This is a genomic window from Nonomuraea sp. CA-143628 (assembly GCF_050942315.1).
Lineage (GTDB): Bacteria > Actinomycetota > Actinomycetes > Streptosporangiales > Streptosporangiaceae > Nonomuraea.
The window spans coordinates 13,414,449-13,438,709 of record NZ_CP192072.1; the positions used below are offsets into that span (position 1 = coordinate 13,414,449).

Below are 24,261 nucleotides of genomic sequence, written 5' to 3' on the forward strand. Positions count from 1 at the left end.
CCGTCCGCCCGACGGGTAAGAAGGGCTGACCTACTGGCGTGGCGGGCCGTGTGGTTCGAGAATCTTCCACCAAGGCGGGCCGAGCGTCATGTACACCTCATCCGGGAGCGATCCGTCCTCCTCCTCGTCGAACGGGAGCTGAGCTGCCATAATGGGTGCCGTGACGACCCCACCGCGCAATGGCGAGTCGACATGATAGAAGACATCCAAGCCGCCCGGCACCGCGCCGACCTGCTCGACTTTCTCCGCGCCCAGAAGGTGATCCACACCGCAGCCGTTGACGCCGCCATGACCGCGATACCGCGGCACCTGTTCCTCCCCGGCGTGCCACTCGAGACCGCGTACGCGCCCGATGACGCGGTCGTCACCAAACGCACCGCGGACGGCGCCGCGCTCAGCTCGGCGTCAGCGCCCAGAGTCGTCGCGGCGATGCTGGAACAGCTCGACGTCCAGCCCGGCGACCGGATCCTGGAGATCGGCGCCGGGACCGGCTACAACGCGGCGCTGCTGGCCCATCTGACCGGCCCGACCGGGACGGTCACCACGATCGACATCGACCAGGACATCGTCGACGGCGCCCGCCAGGCCCTGGACGCCACCGGTTACGGCAACGTGCGAGTCATCTGCGGAGACGGTGAGCTCGGAGACTCCGAAGGCGCCCCCTACGACCGGATCATCGCGACCGTCGGTGCCTGGGATCTGGCGCCCGCCTGGCTGGACCAGCTCGCCCCGGATGGCACCCTCGTGGTGCCGCTGCGGATCCACAACAACACGACCCGATCCATCGCCTTCGACCGCACCGGCAGCCACCTGGTCAGCCGCTCCATGAACCATTGCGGATTCATACCGATGCGCGGCATCGGCCAGCACACCGAACCCCACATCGCCCTCACCGACAACGGCGACATCACGCTGCTCCTCAGCGACGAACCCGACCACGACACCGCCGCCCGACTCGGCCGAGCCCTCACCCAGCCAAGAACGGAAACGTGGACCGGGGTGATCATCCCCTCAGGCGAGCCGTTCCAGCACCTGGACCTCTGGCTGGCTCTCACCGCCCCTGGCTTCTGCCGACTTATCGTCCGACCCGCAGCCATCAACGACGGACGCGTGAATCCCGCCTTCCGATGGGGAGGCGCAGCGATCGCCGACACCGACTCCCTCGCCTACCTCACCATGCGCACCATCGCAGCCCCCGCCGGCTCCGACACCGCCCGAGCACACATCGAACTCGGCGTATGCTCACACGGCCCCACCGCAGATCCGCTCCACCACAAGTTCAGCGAGCAGATCCTCGCCTGGGAACGTGACCATGCCACCGGCCCCGGACCCCGCATCGAAGTCCACCCCGCAGATCAAGACCCGCCCGCCGGACAGATCATCATCGGCAAGCGGGGGTCATCGCTAGCCGTCTCATGGCCCGCCACAGCAACCTGATCGCTGAGCGCACTCAGGCGACTGGCCGGGCGGCAACACCATCGACATAATCGCTCTGCTGAATCCGACCTCTGATGGCTTCTCCTGCCATGTTCGGCACGGCGCCGGGCAGCACCCGTCAGGCGTATAACCGCATCAACTGGAACGTGATCACCTGTGTACTCAGCTACCGCCGGCAGATGCGCCCCCCAAGGTCCTGGCGAAAATACTCGAGTTCGCGGCCGGCAAGGCCGTGGTGTTCCTGACGAGCCGTGCCCGGACGCGTCGTTGGTTGGAGCAGGTAGGCGCCCGCCGATCCGGGCATCCCAGACTTGACATCTGCCTCCCACATGACGATGGCGAGGTCAGCCATTCCATGGGCGCGGCTCCGCTGCGCTCACTACGCTGGAGGCTGTCTGTAGTGACGAGTGCCACGCAACCGATGCGAATCCGTCAGCTTCCTCCCGCAATGGACAAACGCGCCGACCAAGCTGCCGCTACGAGCGCCTCGGGGTGGTAATGCCCTCGATCATCGAGATTGAAGAGATCCAAGCCGAGGAGACAGCGGACGATCGATTCAGGATTGGGCTCGTCGACATCGCATTCCACGGCCGCGATCAGGTCGTCATGGGTGAGACCGGACCCATCGGAAAAAGCGACGACTGCCTTATAAGCGCGAGACAGCCTGCGATCAGCCAGCAGCCCAACAGCTTCCAGAAGGCTACGGTGCCCTTGCGGGCTGGCGAGTTCGGCCGACAGCCTCGTCAGGACATCTGCCTCTGCGCGCCGGGAGCAGTCAGCGAGAGCGCGTTCGACGAGGTGCGGCCAGCCGGAAGTGGCCGCATACAGCCCATCGAGCTGCACGCCGAACCGCTCAGTGTCCAGAGTCCAGGTCTTCAAGGTCGAGCGTGTGTGTCGGCGTAGCAGAACTACCGACATGCGCTGATCATCCGTGGCGAGGGCTTCCTCCCAGAAGCTGATCACGCCCGGATCCGCGATCAGGACAGCTGAGCGGGTGACGCCCGACTCCCGGGGAAGCAGTGTGAGCGCATACCGCAAGCTGTCGCGGCAGCCCTCCGACTTGGTCTTTTTTTGGGCCAGGTCCGAAAGAATGATCCTTCGGTCGCCGGGAACCCCCTCGACCAACTCGGCCTTGAATTCGTTGACACCCGTCGGCTTCCTTGACCGGAACCGAAGGCCGAGAGCGTCGACGACCTCGTCGAGTGTCTGAGTCACGTCACCGATTCCGGTTGCGCGTGACCCCAGCACCACCCGGGTCTGGTTGGTATGCTCGCCGAGCAGGTCGTCGATCTGCTCTTCAGTGAGCGGAGACCGGCCACGGCCCTCCCGAAGCTGGCGGCGAGCCTGGAGCACGTGGTCGCGATGGGGTATCTGTTCGGTCGAGGCGTTTACCAGTTCCGTCAGCACATCGTCCGGGTTGCCGATCATCGGTAGGACGTTCAGAGCCCTCAGCTGCCAGCCGAGGCCATCGTTATTGTGTTGGAGCACACCAAGCCCGACCATCTCCTGCAAGTAGGCGCGGAATCCCTCGAAGTCCAGGCCAGCGAAACCTTGCTGCCAATACGAGCCGCACTCAGCGCGCAGGTCGCTCTCCGTCAGACGAGCATCCATGCCCCGTTCGTAAGCGTGGTGAGCCAGGACGTTGGCGATGACGTTGTAGCGCGAGTCAAGGTTCAGGGTGTCCCGAAAGACCCGGATGATGTCCCCTTTGAGTCCGTGATCGGAGATGACCGCCTCAACGTCCGACTCATTGATCATGTAGGGCGGTCCGGCGTCTCGGCCGGTCCGACGCTGGTGCATGAGTTCAATCAGCCGGTGGCCGAACATCTGGAGCAGGAACGGCTGATAGGCGCAGTGTCCGTTGATCCGGTGGACGAGATCAGGCTCAATGACCATACCGAGCGCTCTGAGCGGCGTGGCGATCAAGTCGAAGGCGTGCTGGTGCTTGAGTGGTCCGATGACCTCGGGCCGCTGGGCCAAGTGGGCGAACGGGCCGTTTCGCCCGATCTTGGCAAATCGCTGGACGGAGTGCAGCCCAGCGAACACCACCTTTACTCTGCCTTCGAACTCTGTACCGAGTGCCTTCAGCCTATGGGTTTCCACGAAGGTCGGCGCGTCCGACTCGAAGAACCCGTCGGCCTCGTCCAGCAGAACTAGCAGCCAGTTCCGAGAGTCGGCGTCGAGCCAGGATCGCAGACCCGCCTTGACAGCGTCGTGGGAGTCGCCGAGGGCCGCCTTGGCACGCAGAGGCGCCAGTACCTCATCTTGGATCAGCTGTTTGCGAAGCTTGTCCCAGACCGCTCCGGCGCCGAGGCCGTCCTTGCCGACGATGTCCCTGAGGTCGAGAAAGACAGCCAGCCTTCCGGCGGTTCGTTCCCACTCTGTCTTGCTGTCACGAAGCAGCGCTGACTTGCCGAGGCCGCGTCCGCCGAAGATCACCTGCGTGCCATTGGGATTGAGGATCGCCCTGCGTTCCTTGTCGCGCCCGTAGAACATCTCGGGAGCCACCGGACCCCGTTTGTCTCGCACGTATGGGTTGATAGCGGAGAACGGGAGCGTCACCGCGAGTGCTGTGGGCAGTTGACCTTCGCCGTGGACGGCAAGGTAGGCGAGCACAGCATCGTCCAGGACGATCACCGGAGCGGGCGAGGAGACTGCACGGATGGCCAGCGCTCGACGCACTGCCGCGGTCATGGTGCCGAAGTAGGCAACCAGCAGGCTGTCGCCGGAACGGTCATGATCGATCCAACTCATCAGCAGATCGGCGGTGGGCCTGCCCCAAGCCAGCAGAATCTTGAGGTTGCCGCCCTCTCGCCGTCCTTCGCCGATCCGAGTGCCGAACTCTGGCAGGGTGGCGCGGCCGACGAACCGGATCCCCGATGCCTCCACGAACCGACGTTCCGTGCTATTTCCGGAATGAGCGATCCTTTTGATCTGTCCGGGCTCCAGGCCGGCCAGTCGCAGCACACCAATCAAATGTTCAAGTTGCCCTCCGCGGCCCCGGCCGTCTGGCGGAGTTGAGGCGAGCAGGCGCCAATCGCGCAGCGCCGTCGCTCCCCGCTCCCTTACGCCTTCCGACAAGGCTGAGCAGTCAAGTACCGGAAGAGCCGCGATCATTCCTCCAGAACGCAGCGCTTCGATGTGCTCCGCTGTAATCCCCTGTGGGAGGGCGTCGGGAACGGCCGGGAAGAATGCTTCCAGATCCTGACGCGGCTCCCATGCAGGCAGGTCAGCGTCGTTTTCGAGGCAGGAGATCAGCTCTTCGGCGATGGAAAGCTTGCCAGCACTGATCAACTCGGAGATTTTTTCGGGCTCGGCGGGATCGACGGGCTTCTGCCGCTCGGCAACGACACGATTGAGCCGATCACGCAGTCGTACGGCCGCTGCGTCACGCAGTTCGGGAAGCATCTGCTTGATCTTGCCGAGTTGATGACGGACTTCATGTAGATCAGTGCGCCCGCCACGGATGGGATCAGCGGCCGCCAGAATCGAACTAAGTTGCGTGTCCTCCTGCTCGGATAGCTCGTTCTGCCCTCGAGCCCGGCGCACCTCTACAGCCAGATTGTCGCGCATGTCCAGGAGATCACTGCGGGAGCGTTCTACGGCCGCTCGCAGGTCGGATTCGGCGAAAGTATCATCGGCCGTTGGCCCGCTTGGCAGCGCCGTCTTCTTCTGGGCAGCGAGCCTCATGATCGCGGTGGCGGCCGGGTAGTTCTCCTCGGCGAGATGGCGGGTGTACGCCTCTTCCCATGCCAAAGCGAACGCTTCGACAAGCACGGAGGCCTCATTGGCGGAGGCGTCTCCAAGAATGACCGCGCCGGACTCGGAATCGAGCCGAGCGCCTGACGCCTTGAGAAGTTCCACGCTCAGAACGAGATCGGCGGTGGGCTCACCGGGTGTGAGGCTGCACTCGCCGGCGAGCAGCGCGAAGATGTCCTCCATCGCCGCCGCTGCGGCGTGAGCAGCTGCGGCTGTCAACGACTCGGAGCTGCTCGCGTGGGCGGCCAGGGCCGTCATAACGGGGCCGCGACGGCTGAGCAGTTCCGATCTCAAGGTCCCGATCGCTTGGGTTGCCCAAGTCCGATCTTGCCGGGCCTGAAGCTCCAATGCTGTGACGGCCTCCAGCCACGCCGAGACAGCCGATAGCGCGCCGGCTGCCAGAGCGTGCAGGTTCTGGCGGGGACCGCCGACCAGCGGCTTGGCCCCGTTCAGTCGAAGCTGGTGATCGAGTCGGTCGATCTCACGGCTGATCTCGCTCGTGGCGTTTAGCCGCATGACCTGCTCTTTGACGTGCTGAATTTTAGTCCGATCGTCTTTGGCGGCGGCGGAGAGGAGCGACCCGAGTAGACCGTCTTCGGCATCAAGCCAACGTTTCGCCATTGCGGTTGCACGCGGGAAGTGGATCATGCGCTGGCGAGTCAGTCGTGACGACGCCTCGGCCCTGGCTTCCTCCAGCCGACGTTCAAGCTCGGTAACGTCAGCGAGCATGCCGATGAGCGGCGCGTCGGCCAGCGCCCCGGACACGACGGTGCGGCCGATCTTTTCGGCCACCCCGCCGAGCTCAGGGTCCAGATGGTTAACCGACTCGATCAGCAGCGCTCCGATGTCGGACGCTCCAGTGATGAGACCGGCGCGCATCAACGCCGGGACAGCGACGAGCAGCGCCACTGGTTCAGGTTCGATCATCGTGACGTCCCGCATTTCAGCGGCGAGCCGTGCGGCGCAGGAGCCGTTGGCGGACCGGACGGCCTCAGCAAGTGCGGCGACCCGGTAGGCCCAGCGTTCAGGAGCCGCTCGGCCCGTGGCTTCCGCCATCGCGTGGGCGGCAGCGAAGCGACGCACAGCGACCAGGGCAGCCAACCATTCCACAGGGTGCCGGTTGCCGTTGCGTTCCGAAGCTCGTGGTGCCGGGCCAGGGGCATCGATCGTTACGGCTTCAGTCTCAAGTCCTGTCTCGGACTTCTCTGGCAATGCGACGGGTTCCATGGTCGAAGCGGCAGGTTCGATGAGCGACTGCTTCTGGCTAACTTGTGGTGTTGATGGCTCGCTGGTCGCCGTGGAGATCTCATTTTCAGCATGGTCGGGGGGCGGCTCAACCGGGCGAGTGAGCTGGCCGGTCGCGGCAAGAAACGAAAGATTGACAGAAAAGGCGTTCGCTCGCTCCGCGAGTGCGTTGAACTCCGTCTTATCGATGGGAACGCCGTTCTCTCGTGTGACCAGGTCGATCAGCTGGTGGAGCGCGAGGAGACCGTCGACCTGACGATGCTCTGCCTCGCTCCAGGAGGGGGCGTTCACGAGAGCTTCCATCAGGGTAGCCAGCTCGTTCAGGCGGTCGTCTGGCCCATTCAACTCACCGAGGGAAGTGAGTTCCGCGGTTTTTTCCGCGCGATCCGCGGCCTGGAGCAAGGCCGTTAGCAGATCCGGTATCGGCCGGTCGGCTCCAACGCAGCGCCGAGCTTGAGCGGTGCGGGTGGCGAGTACTTCGAAAGAAGCGAAGGGCGTCTCTGAGGGGATCAAGCCCGCCGAAAGTTCCTCCCCGAGTCTTGCGACGAGATTCTTCGCCTCTGTCCATGCCTCAGCCAGATGTGTTGCAAGCTGTGCAGGATTGGCGACCAATTGTGTCGCGGCATCGTCGAAAGTGTCGGGATCCGGGATGGGCGTTTGGGCGGGAGTCTCTTCAAGCATTGGGGGCCCGTTCCTTGTGTATGGCTCCTCGTGAGCGTGGTCAGCATCCCCGTCCGTGGGGGTGCCGGGTGGGAAGTCCGGGCTAGCTTCGATGACGAACCGGGCGGCTTCGAGCACGGCTTCCCCCTGCTCGGCGGACACTCCTGGCGGGAGCCACCAGGACCACTCGGCCCAACTAGTTAACAACCGGGCGTCGACAGCGATAGCGCTTGGAGTGAGCCCGGTTCCGATGTAGGACCAGAAGTACAGGCAGGCAAGGCTCTCAGGAAAGGTGCCAGCGCCGATTGCTTCGACTATCGGACGGGCAAAAGTCTGAGCTGCAAACCGGCCTTCTGGACGGTTGAGCCGGGCCAAGATGCCCTCGCACATGGACAGAGGGCACTTACTGGGTTTGATGTTGCCGAGCCCCAAACTTCCCATAACGAGACCGCGACGATCGGGGGTAATCCTGTTCATTCCCCATCGCACATCGGCAGCCGTAATCGCCGAGATCGCTCCAGCGAACGGATCGGGTAGCCTACGCAGTTCCCGAGAGAAGGCCTCGGCGGCTGTATTGAACCGTTCTGGATTGGCCGGGACATAGTCCTGTGTTAAATGGCATGTGCATGTGCCGTTTCGTGCGTGGTGCTTGCGTCTCGCCATCCTCACCCGCCTTGCTCCATCGCAACTCTCATTCTGTCGGCACATCACTCGGGCCGCAGGGAAACGTCAAGAATCGCTCGTTAGGGTTCGTTAGCCGCCCCGGCGATGAGCACGCACGATGGTGTAGCCGACCGGTAGTTCCGGACCGAACCCGAAATGGTCAGCGACCTGGCGGTACTCCGTCCGGGCGATGTCAGATGCCCGTTCACTTGGACGGAGCCGGCGCAGAAATGACCGGACCTCGTGCCCTTTGAGGCGCACCGCCAGTTCGTGGGTCTCCTGTCCGGATGCAACTTCCCGGACCGGAACAATCATGGGTTGCCAGACCAGGACAGGAATCTCCGATTCCCCGAGTGCCGCGGGAAAGGTCAGTGCACCGTTTTTGCCTCTGCTGGCCACTGATCGATGGAGAACCCCGTCGGTGAGCAGCTGCGCTAGCGGGGCTGACAGAACTATCGTGTGAGCGGTGGGATCGCCAAAGACCGCTCGGGCGAGCATCCGCTCCGGCAAGACCACGCCACCGTCTGCCTGGAGCAGGCCCGCTCGACGGACCGCACGTAGGATCCGCTCACGGAGCTCGAGAGGCCCGGCGGGCCCTCGGACCACGCAACCCGGAGCTCTTTCCCTGGTGACGATTCCTGGGTCGTAGCGGTGCTCGATGAGTTCGCCGTCAAGCATGATCGGGATATCGAGCAGAGTGGATCCTGCGTTGAGGGTGGGGGCTCCACGAGGCCACCAGAAATCAAGGAGGATGCCAGGAAAGTACTCCAGCGGCCAGCACACGCCGGTCAGGCTGAGCCCGCCTTCTCGGTACTCAACGCGGACCTCCTGATCCGCCTCATCGGGGTCGAGGTTGTATCCCTGATGTCTGAGCCGGAGTCGTACGGTCCCCTCTTTCAGCTCGCCCGCGAGGCGCGCGGGCAGCGGGAGTGTTCCCTCCGTGTGATGCCGGAGCCGCAGCGGGGTGGTCCAGTCGATCTGGGAATCAGTGATGGTGAGTCGTTCCGGGGCGGCGGGTTCGGCGGCCTGAAGATCGCCATCAACGGCAGGCGGGAGGCTCTCCAGCCAGCCGAGGCCTAATGGCAAGAGTGGGTCAAGGCTGGCGTGCGGTCCAGCGGGATGGGATACACGCCAGACGCCGCCACCCTGCCGGGCATCGTCGAGCCGCAGGTGTCCGCCTGAAGGCAGAGCACCTCCTTCGTCGGCTTCGCGTCTGGCCACGTCGGACAGCACGGCGTTGGTGTGGCAGACGGCGACAGCGTAGGCGACCCCTTCAAGCGCTGCTTGGTTGGCGGCGAAGGTGCGCAGCCGGGGACCGACGGCCGTGTAGATCACACTACCGGCAGGTCGATTTCGTCGAGTCGCGGATGGCGGCTGGATCATTCCGTTGACGATCGAGCCGAGATCAGCCCCGCCGAGTTCACTCTCCCCATCGGCAAATCGGATCGCGAGCATCTCACGGGGGAAGGCGTAGGGCCCCCAGCGCCGCAGGCCGGGGGCATTGGAGAGGACAGCGTCGAGAGTACGGAGCGCTCTGTACACGCCCGCCTGGAGATCAGTGTCGTCGGCGTCAGTGCCGAGCAGTAAGGGCAGAGGCCCAGTGATCAGGCACTGCCGGGCGGCCCCCAGAAGGAACTCTGCGAATCCCGTTCGGAGTCGGGCCGGCAGAAGAAGGTGACCGAGGTCGTCGAGCAGTCGGCCCTTGCGCCGTAGCCGTGCGAGGCGTTCACGCGTGGTGATAACACCCTGACCGAAGGCGTCGAAATCCACGACCAATCTATCTCGGGGCTCTGAGCCCCCACCGGGACCTGACGCATCGCGGGGAGCCCCGGACAACCAGGGTTCGACCTCACCATCGTCGTACAGGGCGGGGTGCGCGCCCTCGGCATACAGGACTTCGCCGAACAACGGTTCCTGACCTGCGGCTAGACGGACCATCGCCCCGACCGGTGGAGCGGGTGCGTCAGGCCGTGCCTCGGGTAGGCGGTCGAAGTCCACTGGGCCACCTGTGTAGCCGCCGTAGTCGAGGTCGTAGCCGAAGTACACGGCGTTGAACGCAACCGCGGTGTGAAGAACACCGCGCCGGGAAGCTAGCGCTTCGAGGTAGCCGGTCAGTTGTTCCAGCTGGTGTTCGGACATGGCTTCGGGGCCGATGATGAGCTCGGCAGTGAACAGGGGTTTGTCTGCGTAGGGAGTCCAGATCGTCATCGTGACCCCTTCGCCCGCCAGGCGGCCTCGCGCCGCACGTTGCCGGTTTCCCGCCAGCGTCCCTCGATAAGCACCACGGTTCCCGCAGCCTCCAGTCGCGCGAGTGAGTCCTCGACGCGACGTGCTGTCACCCGGGGTGCCGCCCCGAAATACCGGCTCGTCGTGATCGTCCTTTGCAGCCGCACCCTCTGTCGTCGCCCAGCGTGGAACCATGAGTCTTCACCTCGTAGAGCGAGGCGGAGGTGCTGGGCAGTGAGACCACGTGCGACGTGCCACAGTAGGGCTGTGATCTGCCGATCGAGAGTGCGGTCTTGTGCTGTGGATGCTCCTCGGCTTGCGGTCAGGTTTCTGATAGCGGTGTTGAGGGCCAAGGCGACGCCGGTCTTCGTCTCCCCCTTCGGAAGGTCGATGCGCCCGTCCCAGCAGGCCGAGCAGCGGTTGTCTGCGCCCGAACAGCAGCTCTCGGGCAGCTCGGCGACACCGAAGTAGTCGGCGAACTTACGGTTAGCGCAAGTACCGCGGTCTTCGAAGAAGTCCCGCAACCGGTCCAGCTCGGCGGCAGCCCGTGCCGTTCGGCGCCCGAGCGCCTTGTGGAAACCGTCGGGAAGCCCGCGACGCAATGTTCTCACTCCTGTGACGAACCTCCGCGACGGAGCTGCGGAGACGTCGAGTCTCCCTCTGTCGTGCAGGTCGGACAGCAACTCCCACAGCTCTGCCGGATGCTCGATCGCGTCGGAATACCCGTCGATCTCGGTTGCCAGGTGGCGGCCGAGGTCTGGAACGGATAGCGCTGACCTGCGAAGATCACCCTCGCGTGCCGGAAGTCCCAGCACGGTTGCGATCAGCTTTTCCTCCAGTGGATCAGAGATGCCTCCCGGATCCGAGAGCTCGCCCGCAGCGACCGCCACCCGGGGCGGGAAGTCGCCGAGATCCTCGACAGCTCCGAGGTCGGCAAGCGTCGTAAAGACCCGAGCCACCCCTTCCGCATATTCATCGTGTGTGCGGGACTCCCGCGCCTTTGCGGCATCGATTCGTCCGGCCTCCAGGTCCTCACCGATGAGCAGGTCGGCCGCCGCGGCGACATCAAGCACACCGTCGTGGTGGTCGAACACCATGACGGCCATCCGCCGGGCGAGAGACGCGGAGAGAGTCCGGTCCGTCATGAACTGGACGGTCCGCAAACCTCTATTGGTGGCGAGGGCGAGGCCGACGTTGACCATACCCGGCGCGCCACCGTCTCGACCGGCGCGGCCGATCTGCTGATAGAGCGCCGCCAGATCGGTGGGCGGCGACACGCAAAAGACCGTGCGTACGTCGGGACGGTCGATACCGAGGCCAAACGCAGACGTGGCCACCACGAGACGGGGAACGAATCCTTCCTCGCCCTGCCTCGGGGCCTCGCGAAACTCCGTCATGACGGCTGCTTTCTCCGCCTCGGTGAGCCTGCCGTGGAAGCGTCGGACCTGCACGTGACCGTCACCAACGTGCTCGCGGAGATGCGCATGGACGGCAAGGACTTCCTTGACCGTCAGACAGTAGAAGATCGCGTGCCCATCGATCTCGCGGACGACCCCTTCCATTAGAGCGGCGACCTTCGCCGGCCCTGCCGATCCGATCGAGCGGCGGTGGATGGCCAACTCCGGCCTGATCGGGCTCTCCTGCACCGTCACAAGGTCGCCGTCGTCCCCGCCCTCGTGAAGCCCGAAGATCCTTTCGCGCAACCCGGTCCGGACAGTGTCGTTGGCCGTGGCGGTCAACGCCGTCACGCGCAGGTCGTGCTCCACGCGAAGCTCAGCGAGAAAGCGTTCGACTCTGCGAAAGGACGGTCGGAAGTCATCTCCCCACTGGATCGAAGTGTGTGCCTCATCGATCGCGATCCGGGTGATGATGCCTTCGCGGACCGCGTCGCGGACCAGCTCTCGAAAGCGGCTCTGGCACAATCGTTCCGGAGACACGTAAATGATCTTTATGCGGTGGTCATGCCTGCCCTGTAGTTGCTCGTGAACCTCGGTGCGCCCTGCGCGGGAGTTCGACTCGCGCATCGGCCCGACGAGCGCACGCACTGCGCCGCCGATGGAACGGTTGAGCTCAAGTGCCTGGTCGTGCATGAGGGCGACTAGCGGCGATACCACCAGCGTGACTCCAGGCAGAATCAGCGCGGGCAGCTGGAAGCAGTAACTCTTGCCGAAGCCCGTCGGGAGAAGCCCAAGCAGGTCATGTCGGTCGGCTACGGCGCGGATGGCCCGATCTTGGGCGGGCTTCAACACCGCCGGGCCATCCTGGAGCCGAAGGAGACCCGCGACTGCCGCAGCCCTCTGGACGACCTCGTCGGCCAGAGCGCCGGAGGAACGCAACCGTTCGACCTCTTCACGGCTCATTTCCAGGTTCCGAATCGCGCGGGTCTGTGGCAGGGTCGTGTGCTGGTCGAGCGCCCCATCGGTCGACAGTTCAGAGGCGCGGTCCGGGTCGAGCAGTCCGTGACGGGCAAAGAACTGCCAGATCCGGCGCCAGGCGTCCGTCATCGGTACAACGTTGCCTCCTCCGGGCTCCCAAGTAACGAGATGGGGCTTGAGGATCTCTGGTTCAAGCGAGCCGAGGAAGACTCTCCGATAAGTTCGGCGAAGTGCTGAGGCTCCCGCGAGCTTACGGTCGGAGATGACGACAACACCTCTGTGGCGCTCGGATCGGATGAGCCGACCGACGGCCTGCCGGAGCTGGAGCGCGGCCATCGGCAGGTAATACCGCTCGGTGGCTGACCGCTCGGGATCCTCGAGGCCGAGCGACTCGGCTCGGACGGCCTCGGCTGCCCGGCGCGCCTCGATCACCGGGTCGCCGAATGGCGCGAATGGCAGCTTGTTGATCCAGACCAGGCTGAGGCGCTGTGGATCGGCGATATCGACGCCCTGCCACAAGCCCTTGGTACCGATGAGGAAGCCTCCACCGTATTCACGGTCGGTGAACTCGGCGAGCCCCTGCCGGTTACCGCGCACCAGCGCTGACCGGACGGGGGTGGGGTCCCCGGCGCGCCGTAGCTCGCCTACGAGACGGTCAGCGATTCCGCCGGAGGTCGACCGTGCCGTGGTGAGGACGAGAGCGCCGTTGTCGTATCCACCGCGCTCGTCATCGGCCGGGCGAACCATGGCGGCGGCGTATCCCCGCAGTTGGTGAGCAACCGTCCTGATGGCGCCTTCGGTCTGCTCGGCCCACGATGGGAAGTCTTCCAGGCAGACGAGCTCCATCTGGTCTTCCAAGTCGAATGGGCTTGGCAGATGCAGGGTTCGGGTGCCCTCCTTCAACCCCAGCCGCGATCGAAGATAGGTCCACGAGCCTTCCACTCGAAGGGTGGCCGAGACGTAGTAGGCGCGCCGGAAAGTATCCAGGAAGCGCTCCCATTCCGGGTCCTCGGGCAGTTCGACTGGAGAGGTCGCGAGCTGGAATCGATAGGTCCGTAGACTCCCCCGCAATGCATCCAGCTCCTTCGCGTGGACGACGCGGTTCGATGTGCCCGGCGGCAAGGCCCCGCGATCAGCGGAGCTTCCGATCTGGCCCTCCTCCCCAGCGGACCGCACGCCATCGTGTGCGCATTCCCTGTGCTCGATTTCGGGCCAGAGGTCGGGCGCATCGGACGTGTCGTCGGCCTCGATCAGGTCGGTGTCGTCCGGGTCGTTCAGTTCCGCCGATTCCGCTAGCTCGTCGATAGCCGGCGGTTCGTCGGTGCCGTCGAGGAAGTCCTTCAGGTCAGCGACGAGTGCCTGGGCAGCGGAGCGCTGGGCCACCGTGCGGCTGATCAGCGCACTGACCCGTTCTTTGGCGTAGAAGTCGAGAGGTTGGATGGAGCCGTAGGCACTCAGAGCTCCAACGACAGCCTCGCACTGGCCAGCGAGCCGCTTCAGCAGGCCTGCGAGGGTGCCGACCCGGCCACGACCAGAGGAGCCGCCGAAGGGGCTCACGAGAGTGACGCTGCGTGAACCGACTGATGTGCCCGGCGAACGGGCGTCAAAGAGCTGGCTGGCCAGTTTGGGAAGACTTTCGTGATCGAGAAGACCGTTCAGGTTCGCGACGGCATCCTGTACCGCGGTGCGGCGCGGACCCGCCACTGCCTCGTGGAGCCAGGCCTCGAGCTCGGCGCAGAGGTCTTCGAGTGCTTGATAGTCCAGGACCGTGGTGAGCGTAGAGGTTGCGGCGTTCTCCAGCTCGTGGGCTTCGTCCACGACCAGCACGGTGTCTGTACCAAGCGTCTCCAACTGGTCGAGGTGGGCGAGGAGCAGGGCGTGGTTCGCGAGAACCAGCCGTCGGCCAGCGAGGGCTTCGCGGACGGTCTCGGTGTGCAAGGAGACGGCGTTGTCCGGATCCTCGGCGTAGTCACCCGCATCGCCTTGCGAAAGTGTCGCCAACCAGATGGAGAACACCGGGCCGGCGTACTCGGCGAAGAACACCGGCACATCCACCGGGTCGACAGAGCGTGCCGCCCAAGAGGTGGACGGTTCGTTTGCGGCTCGCAATCGCAGGAACAGATAGATGAGCAGTTCCCGATAGCGCGGATCCGGGAGGAAGCGCGCTGCTGAGCCGGGCCTGACGCGCCGTCCGAGGCCAAGTACGGTAGCGTCCGCCAGGGCGAGCAGCAACGCTCTCAATGAGAGCCGGTTGGCCTTGCCTTTGACCACGTCGCTGAGGGCGAGAAGACCGGGAACCGCCTGCTCGAGCTGGATGAGATCATCAGCGAGTTGGGCCTGGAGTTGTTTGGTGTATGTCGTAACGATGGCGGTGTGCGCGGGGTGGGCGGCCAGCCAATCAACGACCGCCGCAAGGATCGCATAGCTCTTCCCCGTGCCGGTCGGCGCCTCGATCACACCACACGCGCCGACCTCGGCCCAGGAGTGGAGGGCGACTGCCATCTGTTCTTGAGCCGGCCGCTGCCGTACATGTTCGCCGTGCACCAGCGCCGCGAGTGCGACCGGGTCCACTCTGCCATCGGGTCCGCGTAGATGGTCGGCGATGGCGAGTGTTGCAAGGCCCTTTCCGCTGCCTGGCCCGCGCAGCGGTGCTCTGTCGGCGAGAAGATCGACGGCGAGCTGGGCGATCTCGGCGTGCGTGGTGGGAAGTTCTCTACCGAGGGCGCTGCCACCGCCCGCTAGCTCGCGCAACAGCTGCCAAGCCATCGAGTCGGGGCAGGTTGAGGCGATCAGGTCCGCCAGCTCTTCCGGCCAGGAGGCCAGGGTTCGCGCGCCGAGCACAAGCAGCCGGCCGAGCAGCTCGGCATCGTCCGTTGCATCGTGCCATGAAAGATCCTCGGTCTCGACACCCAGGTCCTCGGCAAGGGTGGCGAGCCGGTGGGAGATGGCCATCGGCCACAGGGCGAGGGCGAGATAGTAACCGTCGATCCGATAGCCGGGCAGATCCGGCAATCCCTCACGGGCCAGGGCGTCGGCGAGCATCGGGAAGTCGGCGTCGGTGCCGTTATAGGCGACAACGGCGTCCGCGCCGTCCAGGAAGGCAAGGAGATCTGTGAGGGCTTCGGCAGGCGAGATCGCTTCGGCGGCGTGCCGCTCACGCATCTGGACCGAAGCGATCGTCCAGTCGTCGTCGGAGGGAAGTGCCAGCCAGCGCGTGAACCGGCTGGCGCCCGAAGTCCATGCCAGGTCCGCGCCACAGCGGACGGCGCCGATTTGAAAGATCCGCTTCTCCGTATAGGGCTCGCGGTCGGTGGTACGAACGACCGACTCCACATCGATGGCGACCGCCCGCAGTGCTCTGGGAGGTTTCCCTTCCGGCTCCGGAGCTCGGGAAGGTGCCGGTGTGAAGGTGCTTCCCGCTTGGCGCAGGATTCCCTCATCGTCGTTGATGTGCCCGGCCGTCACGGCCTCGTCGATGAGCAGGGACAGCCGGGAGTCAGGCTGGCGTGGGAATTTCGCGCGTGCTCGGGCGAGGAGCTCCGTACGGGTGAGCTCGCTGTCGCCGAGCAACGCGAGAAGCTTGCGGGTATGAGGGGTAGGGCCGGTCATCGCGCCTTCATTCGTCGTGAGCAAGCAGCGGGGACTCTGGGTCGTCTGGGAGTTCGTCGGCGCGGTACTCGGGATGATCGAGGTCCAGCTGGCGAGCCAGGTGCAGGGGCTCTGGATAGGTGGTCTGGCCGTCCCAGCCGCTCGTCTGCCGGCACAGGCGAGCGGCGGTGATGGCCAGCGCCTCCATTGCGATGTCCGGCAGTTCCCCGATCGGATACAGCTCTAGGGTGTTCATGGAGTACCAGGTACGGCGGGTCTCCGGCCCTTCTTCGGAACCCCATCGGGTCATGAACTCGCCGAGCCTTCCCGAGCCCGCTCCGTCGAACTGCACGGGTACCCGGGACAGCCAGAACACTGGGTTGCCGAAGTCGGTCTCGACTCGGAACAGTCGGGTTGTGGTGCGCGACTCCGTGGCGGTTTGGCGGCCGTCGGCATGGAGCCGCACTGTTGTGACGCTAACGGGCCGGGGCGTCTCGGTCGGTTCCGCGTTGACCCGGACCGTGGCGACGGGTCGCTGGGCGACCGGCAGAGTCGAGCCGGGCAGCCAGGGACGGTCCAGGCCCGGGGTAGTCCCCTGCCGGTTGTTGAACAGCCCCGGCCAGGCACCACGGCTGGCGAACCCGTCAACGTAGATCACGTAGGGCACACCGCGGAGCGTGGTGTCAGTGAGTGTGCCGAGGGCATGTTCGACGATGCCGGCGAGCCGGGTTAGTTCATCGCGGCTGCGGCTACCTGGCTCCAGCGCGACGGCGTGGAAGTGCGCGGACGCCAGTGGATAGGGCTCCCAGCGGGATCGGTCCCGATGCGTCCAGGCCCACACCTTCCATGCGGTCTCATCCACGCCCGGAGGGATCAAAGCAGTGATCGTCACGACGAGCTTGGTCTTCCCGCCCCGTACCTGCTTGTTCTGCTGGCGCACGTGAATCCCGATGTGGGTGAGGCTCGTCGCGAGATGCTCACCGATCCGTACTCCGGAGAGGGCATAGGTGAACCGGTCGTCGGCCAGGCCCGCAGAGCGGAGCAGATCGATCACTGCGGCTCTGGCAGGGTAATCCTCATGTTTGGGCGGCTTCGCTCTCTTGCGTACTGGCTTGGGCTGATCGAGAAATTGGGACACGAGCCCCAGTCGGGCGAGCAGCCGTCGCACCTGCGGTTTGGCGTCCTCCGCCTCGAGTTGTCCACGTCGCTCGAGGAAGCGCTTGTAGGCCGCCCGTGCTTCCTGCTCGGTTTCCGGCTCGCTGTCCTCAGGTTCGACGCGCGCGCTGTGGTCGGAGTCCGTCTCGCACAGAACAACCGTGAGGTCGCCCGGCGCCTGATGCAACACCGGGATCCGCTCCGCCAGGGAAGCTCGATCGATCTTGAGGCCGTGATCGAGAAGCTCCGGCGCGTGCTTGACGGCTACCCTGATCTCGTCCGACACGGCGACGGCTGCCCCATCGGCCGGGTCCTTGCCCACCAGGTCCACGCCGAAGGCCTCACCTAGTTCGGTGAGCATCCGACGCCGGTTGATGTCCTTCGCCCAGAGACAGACGACAGTCAGCGACGTGTGTCCGTGGGTGCGCAGGGCGTCCGCGATGGCCCCCGCTTCGATCTGGCCCTGACGTGGCGCCGGGAACCGTCCTTTGACGACGCGTGTGCCGATCGCCCGGATCTCCGGGAATGCCTCGTGGACGTGCCGGTGAAGGGCTCGGTGGAAGTGCATCCCGACGCCCCGGCCGATGGCGAACCGCCAGGACTTCGGCAGCACTCCACGAACCCGCCCGGGCTCTGCTGCGTTAATCGCGAAGTCTTGGAGGTCGAGCACAGCGCGATCCATGCTGAGGGCGGCCAAGGTCTGTGCGGCCGGCCGGTTAACGTGCCGGGCGATCCTCCCATCAAGTGCCAGACGCACGAGGGGCGCTCCCACCGCCTTCTGTTCGACGAGTACCGAGCGCACGCCGCGCAGCGTCGGGCTGAGCCTCGTGGCGTTGCCTTCCAACAGCAACACTGGGTAGGCGATGTTCGGGACGGTCTTCAGCCGGGCCGTGATGCGCGCCATGGAGTATCGGGGTTCGGCCCTCTTGTCTTTGGTGCCCGGAACTGGTCGGAGCACAGTGCCGGGCCACAGGTCATCCCAGGCGTTGAGCGCACCGCTGGTGTCGTCGCGCAGGCGCACAGACCGGCCGTCCACCTCCCAGGGGTGTTCGGCAAGTGAGCGGGCGAAAGCCCAAACCCCGGTCGCGAATACCCAGCCGGGCGGATTCGGTTGAGTGAACCCTTCATCGAGATACGATCCCAGATGCACGTGTTCGGCCGGTGTGGCGGCGGCGATCTCCGCGAGTTCGCAGGGCCGGTCGAGGTCGGGCTCCTCACCGAGGGAGAAGGCACGGAACAGCGTGAACGTGTCGAGGACGTCCTGTTCATCGAGGTCCATCTCGGTGACGAGTTCGCCCTTGCTGGGGTCGAAGTGGACATGCCCGCCGAGCAGGCCGCGCATTGCCAGTGACACCGCGGAGTGTGCGGGCTGGACATCTCTGCCGCACCTGACCTTGTAGGCGCTGTCAAAGGCCCACCACGCCCGCCGGAACTCCTCAGGCAGCCGTCTGATTTGGACCGTTCCGGCCAGGTCGGGGGTGAATCGGAAGGCCAGGACGTTCAGTCGGCTCATGCTGTCGGGCATCGGCTGCCGCTCCTCTTTGAGCGCTCGTGTGGGAAGGGAAATCACTGGACGTCCTTTGGGTCGATACCGGCGACGTCCTTGAGCAGGGAGGTCAGTGCTGATCCGTAGACCGACCTCATGTCGGCGCGAGTCTGGTCGGGCCAGGCGGCATACATACGGCCGATAATGCTCGCCATGTCGCTTCGCCAGCTCTTGTCATGGATGGCGTGGTCGACGAGGAAGAGCCGCATGTCGGTGCCACCGCGGCGGGCGCGTCCGGCGAGCTGGATGAGGTCGACGATGACGCCAGCGACAACCTCTTGCTGCAAATCGTCGTCCTGGTTGCGGAAATGCGGCGCCGCCCGTAGCACTTGGTAGAGCCGTTCACGTGAGCGATTCCGGGCCGCTGCCAGCGTGTCAGCAGGGCAGGCAGACGGCTTGATCCCCTTGTGCCCTGCGGCGTTGACGCTGGCGAACATCTCGGCGGGATCCGACATCAACGCGAGTGGGCGGACGCATAGGAAGATCGCGGACAGGGCGGAGCGAATACCGATGACGATGTTCAGCCCGCGGGTGATACGGGCCATGGGTGCGATCAGGATGTTGCCGTGTGCAGGGAAGTCTTCGAACTCGTCCGCCGTAAGCGTGTGCACACCGCGTCGTAGCTGGAACTGCCCCAAGAGTGCCTCGCGTCGCTTGGGCTCCGAGGGGACCGCGACGCACAGGCCATCTCGGTAACCAACTGCTCGTGTGATGCCACGCGCCAGGTCCAAGCACTGCTCGTAGGAGTTCACGGCCAGCGCTACTCTCGCGCGGTCGAAATCGTCGCGGCGCATCTCTTCCAGCAGGGGGACGAGGTGCGTCTCATAGAGCCGCTCCCCCATCTCCACCAGTTCGCCACGCTTGGCCTGTTTGGGCAGGCCAGAGATCTGGATGTAGTCCGACCCCCGCATTACCCGGCCGTCGCGGACGGTGATGGCATCCTCGGCGGCGTCCGTCATCCACCAGGCCAGCGGTGAGTGAATATGTTCGCGGACCGCTCCAGGGAAGAACGCCGTTGCCGATAGCCCCAGGACGATCCGTTCATGACCGCACAGGGTGAGCCCCACGATCGAACCGAGCTGGGCGGTATAGGCGTGGGGGTCGCCGGTGATCGTCTGCAGGGACAATTCGGTGGAGCCCTCCGGGTCGGTAAGGCCGGCGAATCGGAACCCCACCAGCGCGTAGCCGAGCGGCCCATAGGGGAAGGGGCCTTTGAGTGCGAAAGCGGCCAGGCCGTCGACGAATTCACGGGCCGACGGCAGGTCGACCGCGCGGAGTCGTGACGCTTCGCCCTGGAGCTCCCGAACGTGGTGTTGGAGCGCGGCGAACCACGCTTTGAGGATCATCTGGGTGACGTGCCCGGCACGTTTTTTCTTCTCGGATACGACGGTGCTCAACAGGTCGTCCAGCTGAAGCCTCGCTTCATTCAGGGATTCCTCGTTTGGATGGCTGAGCAGCGTCTGGAGGATCTCCTTGGCGGGAGCGAGCGGTTCGGCGGGCGAGTCAATGGCCCGCACATTCCGGTCGGGCTCGTAGTCGGGGAACAGCGAGTCGAGTCGCCGGTAGGTCTCAGCGGTCAGGATGGTGTCCTCAGGAACTCCGAACAGCGCGTCGATAAGGTTGCGGTCATAGGCGTTTGGCAGCTGCCATTTAGTGGTGTGGACGCCTTGTAGGACGCCGGGGAGCCGGAGTGCTCCGTCCGCGACGAAGTTGACCAGTTGGTCGGACAGCTCCCGGAGTCTGCTCAGGGCAGGTGTGATCCTCAGGGAGTCCCGGATGGGAATGCGAGCTCGGTCGTCGTCGAGCCGTTTGAGGGGGATCTCCTCCCACCGGGCCCGGGACGACAGCGTCATCTCGCGGGCGCAGACATCAACAGCTGTGGACTGGAACTGGTCGATCTCATCGATGATGACGACATCGAAGACACTCAGCAGAAACTCTGCGGCCGCCATCCGGTCTCTGGGCCGCCCGTCGAGCTCTAGGGCCGTATGGAGTTTGCCTCTGAGGAAGTAATGATGATTGGTGACGACGACCCCGGCGGTCACCGCCGCCCTCGTCTGCGTGAACTTTGGGCAGGTTGGCTTCCATAGGCAGACGCGGCTCTCCCTACCGGTCCCGCTCTTGCCGTCCGGCCGATGAAGTTCACACGGTTCGGTGCCAGGCTTGGGACGGGACGCGGGATCGATCAGTTCCGACAGGGCGCACCCGTAGCTGACTTGGTCGAGGCGCCACCGGGTTCCTTCGTCCCAGTCCTCTTCGATTCCAGCGTTCTCGGCCACCTTTATCGCCCGCTCGTGTAAGCGGTTCGGGGACATGAGTGGGGTACAGCCAGCTTTTACATCGAGCAGGTCGAGGTCGTCGGCGATCTCTCGAGCGGTGCCGAGGCTGGATTCGATGGTAGGGACGATTACCGCCACACGGATGCCCCGTTGCGCCAGGTGGACGGCGAGCACCCGCATCAGCACGCTCTTACCTGTGCCGGTCGGTGCATTGAGAATGCGAAGCAGCCCACTCACCAGGACCAGGTCCTCTTTGAGCGGTCCGTCCGCGGTGCGCAGGCCGGCGAACAGTTTGTCCAGCGTGGCGAGAAGGTAGGGCGTGCGGTCGGGCCGAAGGGCGTCGAGTTGCTCAGCAAGGGAGAGAAGATCGGAGATCGGCACTGTCAGGTTCGCCCGATACGGCGCCTTGGAGACACTGGGCAGCGGCACGGTGACGGCCACAGCACCGGGGAAATGCGGGATCGTGACCTCGACGTTCTCTCCAGCCCGTCCGTCTCGAGAGCGCCGCAGCCACCACGGGCCGGGAGTTGCGACCTGAAGCGCGCCGCCCTTGGGCGGACCGGCCTCAAGCTCAGCGAACAGCCGCGTAGCGAATCCGGCGAGGTCGCCGCCGAGCACCGGTCGCGCACCCCTGCGGTCCTCCGTCAGCCGGAACGAGTCGATCCGTGGGCTCTCGGCGGAGAGTACGTGCAGCATGGTTCGGCCGAAGACTGTGGGATTGGCGAACCTCTCCGGCCGCAACGCGAGAAGGCGACCGAACCGCTGTTTCTCCTCGTAGGTGAGGCTTCCCCACCGATCCCAGCAGTGCAAATGGCCTGACAGCAGGAAAGCAGCGTCGGTGAACCGGGCGATCTCGTCGTCACCGTCAGGGAAGTATTGCGCCGCCAGCGCCAGCGCCAACTCGGCAACCTTGAGCGAAGTGTCCGTCTCTGCGCGCTTCACGGCCATGAGACCCCCTGCGCCCGGCAGACCTCCTGAGCGAGCCTTGAGGCGGCACGCACCTTCCATCCCATAGTCGCCAGGGCCCGCTCCAGGAGCTTTACCTGCGATTCCAACCGGTCGGGCACGACGAGGTACAGTCCGTTCTCCTGCTTACCTTCGCGTTCAAGCCTGCGAATGAGCGCCTTGACCGAGACAACGTCCTTTACATCGACCTTCCACACTCGTTTGGGTCGTCCCTCCCGCTCGACGGTGATGTGCAGGTCGTAGGCGTCGAGCCGAGGCCAGAGGTCCACGGCCACGCCCCTTTTGCTCAGCTCGTCGTACAGAGCGAGCTCCAGCAGACCGGGCACCACATGCGAGTGCCAACATTCGGGGCCGACCATTTGGGTCCGTCCCGCCTCGTGTACTTGCGCGTCGCCGGCGATGGGCGCGAGCGGACGGCTCCGCACGAGAATCGCTGGGGGCGGATGGATGGGAACGAGTTCGGGGGCGCTTTCACGGTCATCGTCACGGACAAAGCGGTAGTCGGCCCCGCGTTCCCGATGTCCTCGATCGTCGCAGAAGACCTTCACGACGCCGTCGGCCGGACGAACCCGCATAGGCCACTGGCAAAGCGGGCAGAGGAAACACCAGCGGCCGTAGCGCCGCTCCCCGGGGATGCCTACATAGAGATCCTCGATCTCCTTCGGCATCGAGCGCAGCGACTTCTGGAGTCCCGCCGGGTGACGGACCACGAACTCGCGACGCCTAACGTAGGCACGCTGACTCTCGCCCTTCATGAAGAGGGCATAAGCCTTATTTTCAGCCAACTCCTCACGAAGCCACGGCCAGTACGGCAGCTCACCCGACAACCGGGCTACCGCCCCATATTCACCGTCGAGCGCTTCAAGATCGACGTTCCGCTCGCCCGTCTCTGGATCGACTGCATATACCGAGTCGAGCCCGCCGTCTTCGTGTCCGGGAGGCAGCAACCCCGCGACCGGCCCCCGGACCATCTCTCGGAACTCGCCGAATCCGAGCGGATGCGCGGGGCCGCGCAGCGCCATCACGAGCCCGTGCGCCCGGGTTAGCGCGACTAGCCGGCGCTCCCCCGCCATGGCACGTTCCGTCAGCGCCTCGGCCGCGATAAGTGCCGCGTACAGCGCCATGTACCGCACATGGTCGTCGGAGATCTGGAATCGCTCCACACTCGCCGTGTTCGCCACGTCACAACCGTACTGAGAACCTCCGACAAAATAGAGCCCTCGCGAAGCGCGAAGATAACGAAAGGATGAGCATCTCTTCAGGAAGGATGATCAGAACAGAACGAAACCCCCAAAGCTCCTCAATTGCCAAGGCGACAATCGATCATGCCTGCAGGCATCCCAAGGAGGAGATCTTCGAAAGGAAGCTTCAACACTCGATTTATGGGCCCTGCTCAAAACCGTTGAACTTACCGACCATAATGCGCCCCATATCATGGGATACTCCCGGAACTGCGGTGACACACCATTCCAGATCCATGGAGCTATCGCCTAGCGGATGTCACTGTCCGCTCCGGCAAGGGCACGGACACGACGACCACTCTGTACTGGGGGCGCGCTTGGTACGTGTGGAACAACACCGGCGACACCGCGAGTCTCTACCGGTCCAGCGGCCCGAAGAGGGTGGACGCGTGCAGTTGGAAGAGGGGTACGGACTCCATCAACTGCGCTTGACACCGGAAGGCACGAAGCGGTCCGGCCGCTCCACGATGGGAGCGGTGGGTTCCCATGTCGTGGGGAAGGATTCGCGGCGTCTGGCACGTGAACCCATTCAAGGTCCATTCAACACGTAACGACCGCCCCCGGGGAGCCGGGTCGACGGGCAGGCCGTATCAGAGTCAGGTGACACGAATAGCCCCCGTCCTCAGCAATCGAGGGCGGGGGCTTCGCAGTTCAGGAAGGCGGCGGCCAGCCAATCAGGGTCCGACCGTGGAATCCCTCCAACGCCCTCTTTGGGGCGCACGGCGGGGAGGTCCGGCTACCACCCCGGGCCCTCCCCACCCGGGCAAACGGCTCCGCGAAGAGTCACCTGCACCACCACTCGACAATACCCTGCGCACGTAATTGATCGCCGTCCGTAACTGAAACGTGTCCCTGAAGGCTTCTCGCATCAGGTGCGCCTACATGCCATGCAACCCCGCGATCCACGCAGTAGAGTGCTCACATCGACAGTCCGTAGTCGGACAACTACCATCCGTCGCATATGCGGACACCGTCGACATAGCTCCGCGAAGCAAATCGAAACGGACATTAGTGGTCGAAAGGAAGAAACGACGATGTCCCCCCTGCACTATGTAAGCGCGATCTGTGTGATCCTCGCGATCCTCGCGCTGGCGTACTACGCGATCCGAAGAGTCTCCGAC

At 64.8% G+C, this 24,261-nt stretch carries 7 protein-coding genes; 1 reads left to right on the top strand and 6 read right to left on the bottom strand.

Annotation, left to right across the window (positions count from 1 at the left end; genetic code table 11):
• Nucleotides 1–192 precede the first annotated feature (192 nt).
• Nucleotides 193–1,437, top strand: a complete 1,245-nt coding sequence (fxlM, locus tag ACQP2T_RS61400; protein WP_433513810.1) for a methyltransferase, FxLD system — start codon at nucleotides 193–195, stop codon at nucleotides 1,435–1,437.
• 432 nt (nucleotides 1,438–1,869) lie between these two features.
• Here fxlM and ACQP2T_RS61405 read toward each other — a convergent pair whose 3' ends face one another.
• The 6 genes from ACQP2T_RS61405 to ACQP2T_RS61430 all read right to left on the bottom strand — a co-directional run bounded on the left by ACQP2T_RS61405 (nucleotide 1,870) and on the right by ACQP2T_RS61430 (nucleotide 23,080).
• Entirely contained in the window at nucleotides 1,870–7,122 is a 5,253-nt protein-coding gene (locus ACQP2T_RS61405; RefSeq protein ID WP_433513811.1) for a hypothetical protein, read from the bottom strand.
• 732 nt (nucleotides 7,123–7,854) lie between these two features.
• Complete coding sequence (locus ACQP2T_RS61410; RefSeq protein WP_433513812.1) at nucleotides 7,855–9,972, bottom strand: hypothetical protein; 2,118 nt, start codon at nucleotides 9,970–9,972, stop codon at nucleotides 7,855–7,857.
• The gene (locus ACQP2T_RS61415; RefSeq protein WP_433513813.1) at nucleotides 9,969–15,974 is read right to left on the bottom strand and encodes a DEAD/DEAH box helicase; all 6,006 of its coding nucleotides are present in this window, start codon (nucleotides 15,972–15,974) and stop codon (nucleotides 9,969–9,971) included. The genes ACQP2T_RS61410 and ACQP2T_RS61415 overlap by 4 nt, the downstream gene beginning before the upstream one ends.
• Before the next feature lie 7 nt (nucleotides 15,975–15,981).
• Nucleotides 15,982–18,633: an RNaseH domain-containing protein gene (locus ACQP2T_RS61420; RefSeq protein ID WP_433513814.1), complete on the bottom strand. Its 2,652-nt coding sequence runs from the start codon at nucleotides 18,631–18,633 to the stop codon at nucleotides 15,982–15,984.
• 41 nt (nucleotides 18,634–18,674) lie between these two features.
• Nucleotides 18,675–21,881, bottom strand: a complete 3,207-nt coding sequence (locus tag ACQP2T_RS61425; protein ID WP_433513815.1) for a hypothetical protein — start codon at nucleotides 21,879–21,881, stop codon at nucleotides 18,675–18,677.
• A complete protein-coding gene (locus ACQP2T_RS61430; RefSeq protein WP_433513816.1) occupies nucleotides 21,872–23,080 on the bottom strand; it encodes a hypothetical protein in 1,209 nt (402 codons plus the stop codon). The genes ACQP2T_RS61425 and ACQP2T_RS61430 overlap by 10 nt, the downstream gene beginning before the upstream one ends.
• Nucleotides 23,081–24,261: the final 1,181 nt, after the last annotated feature.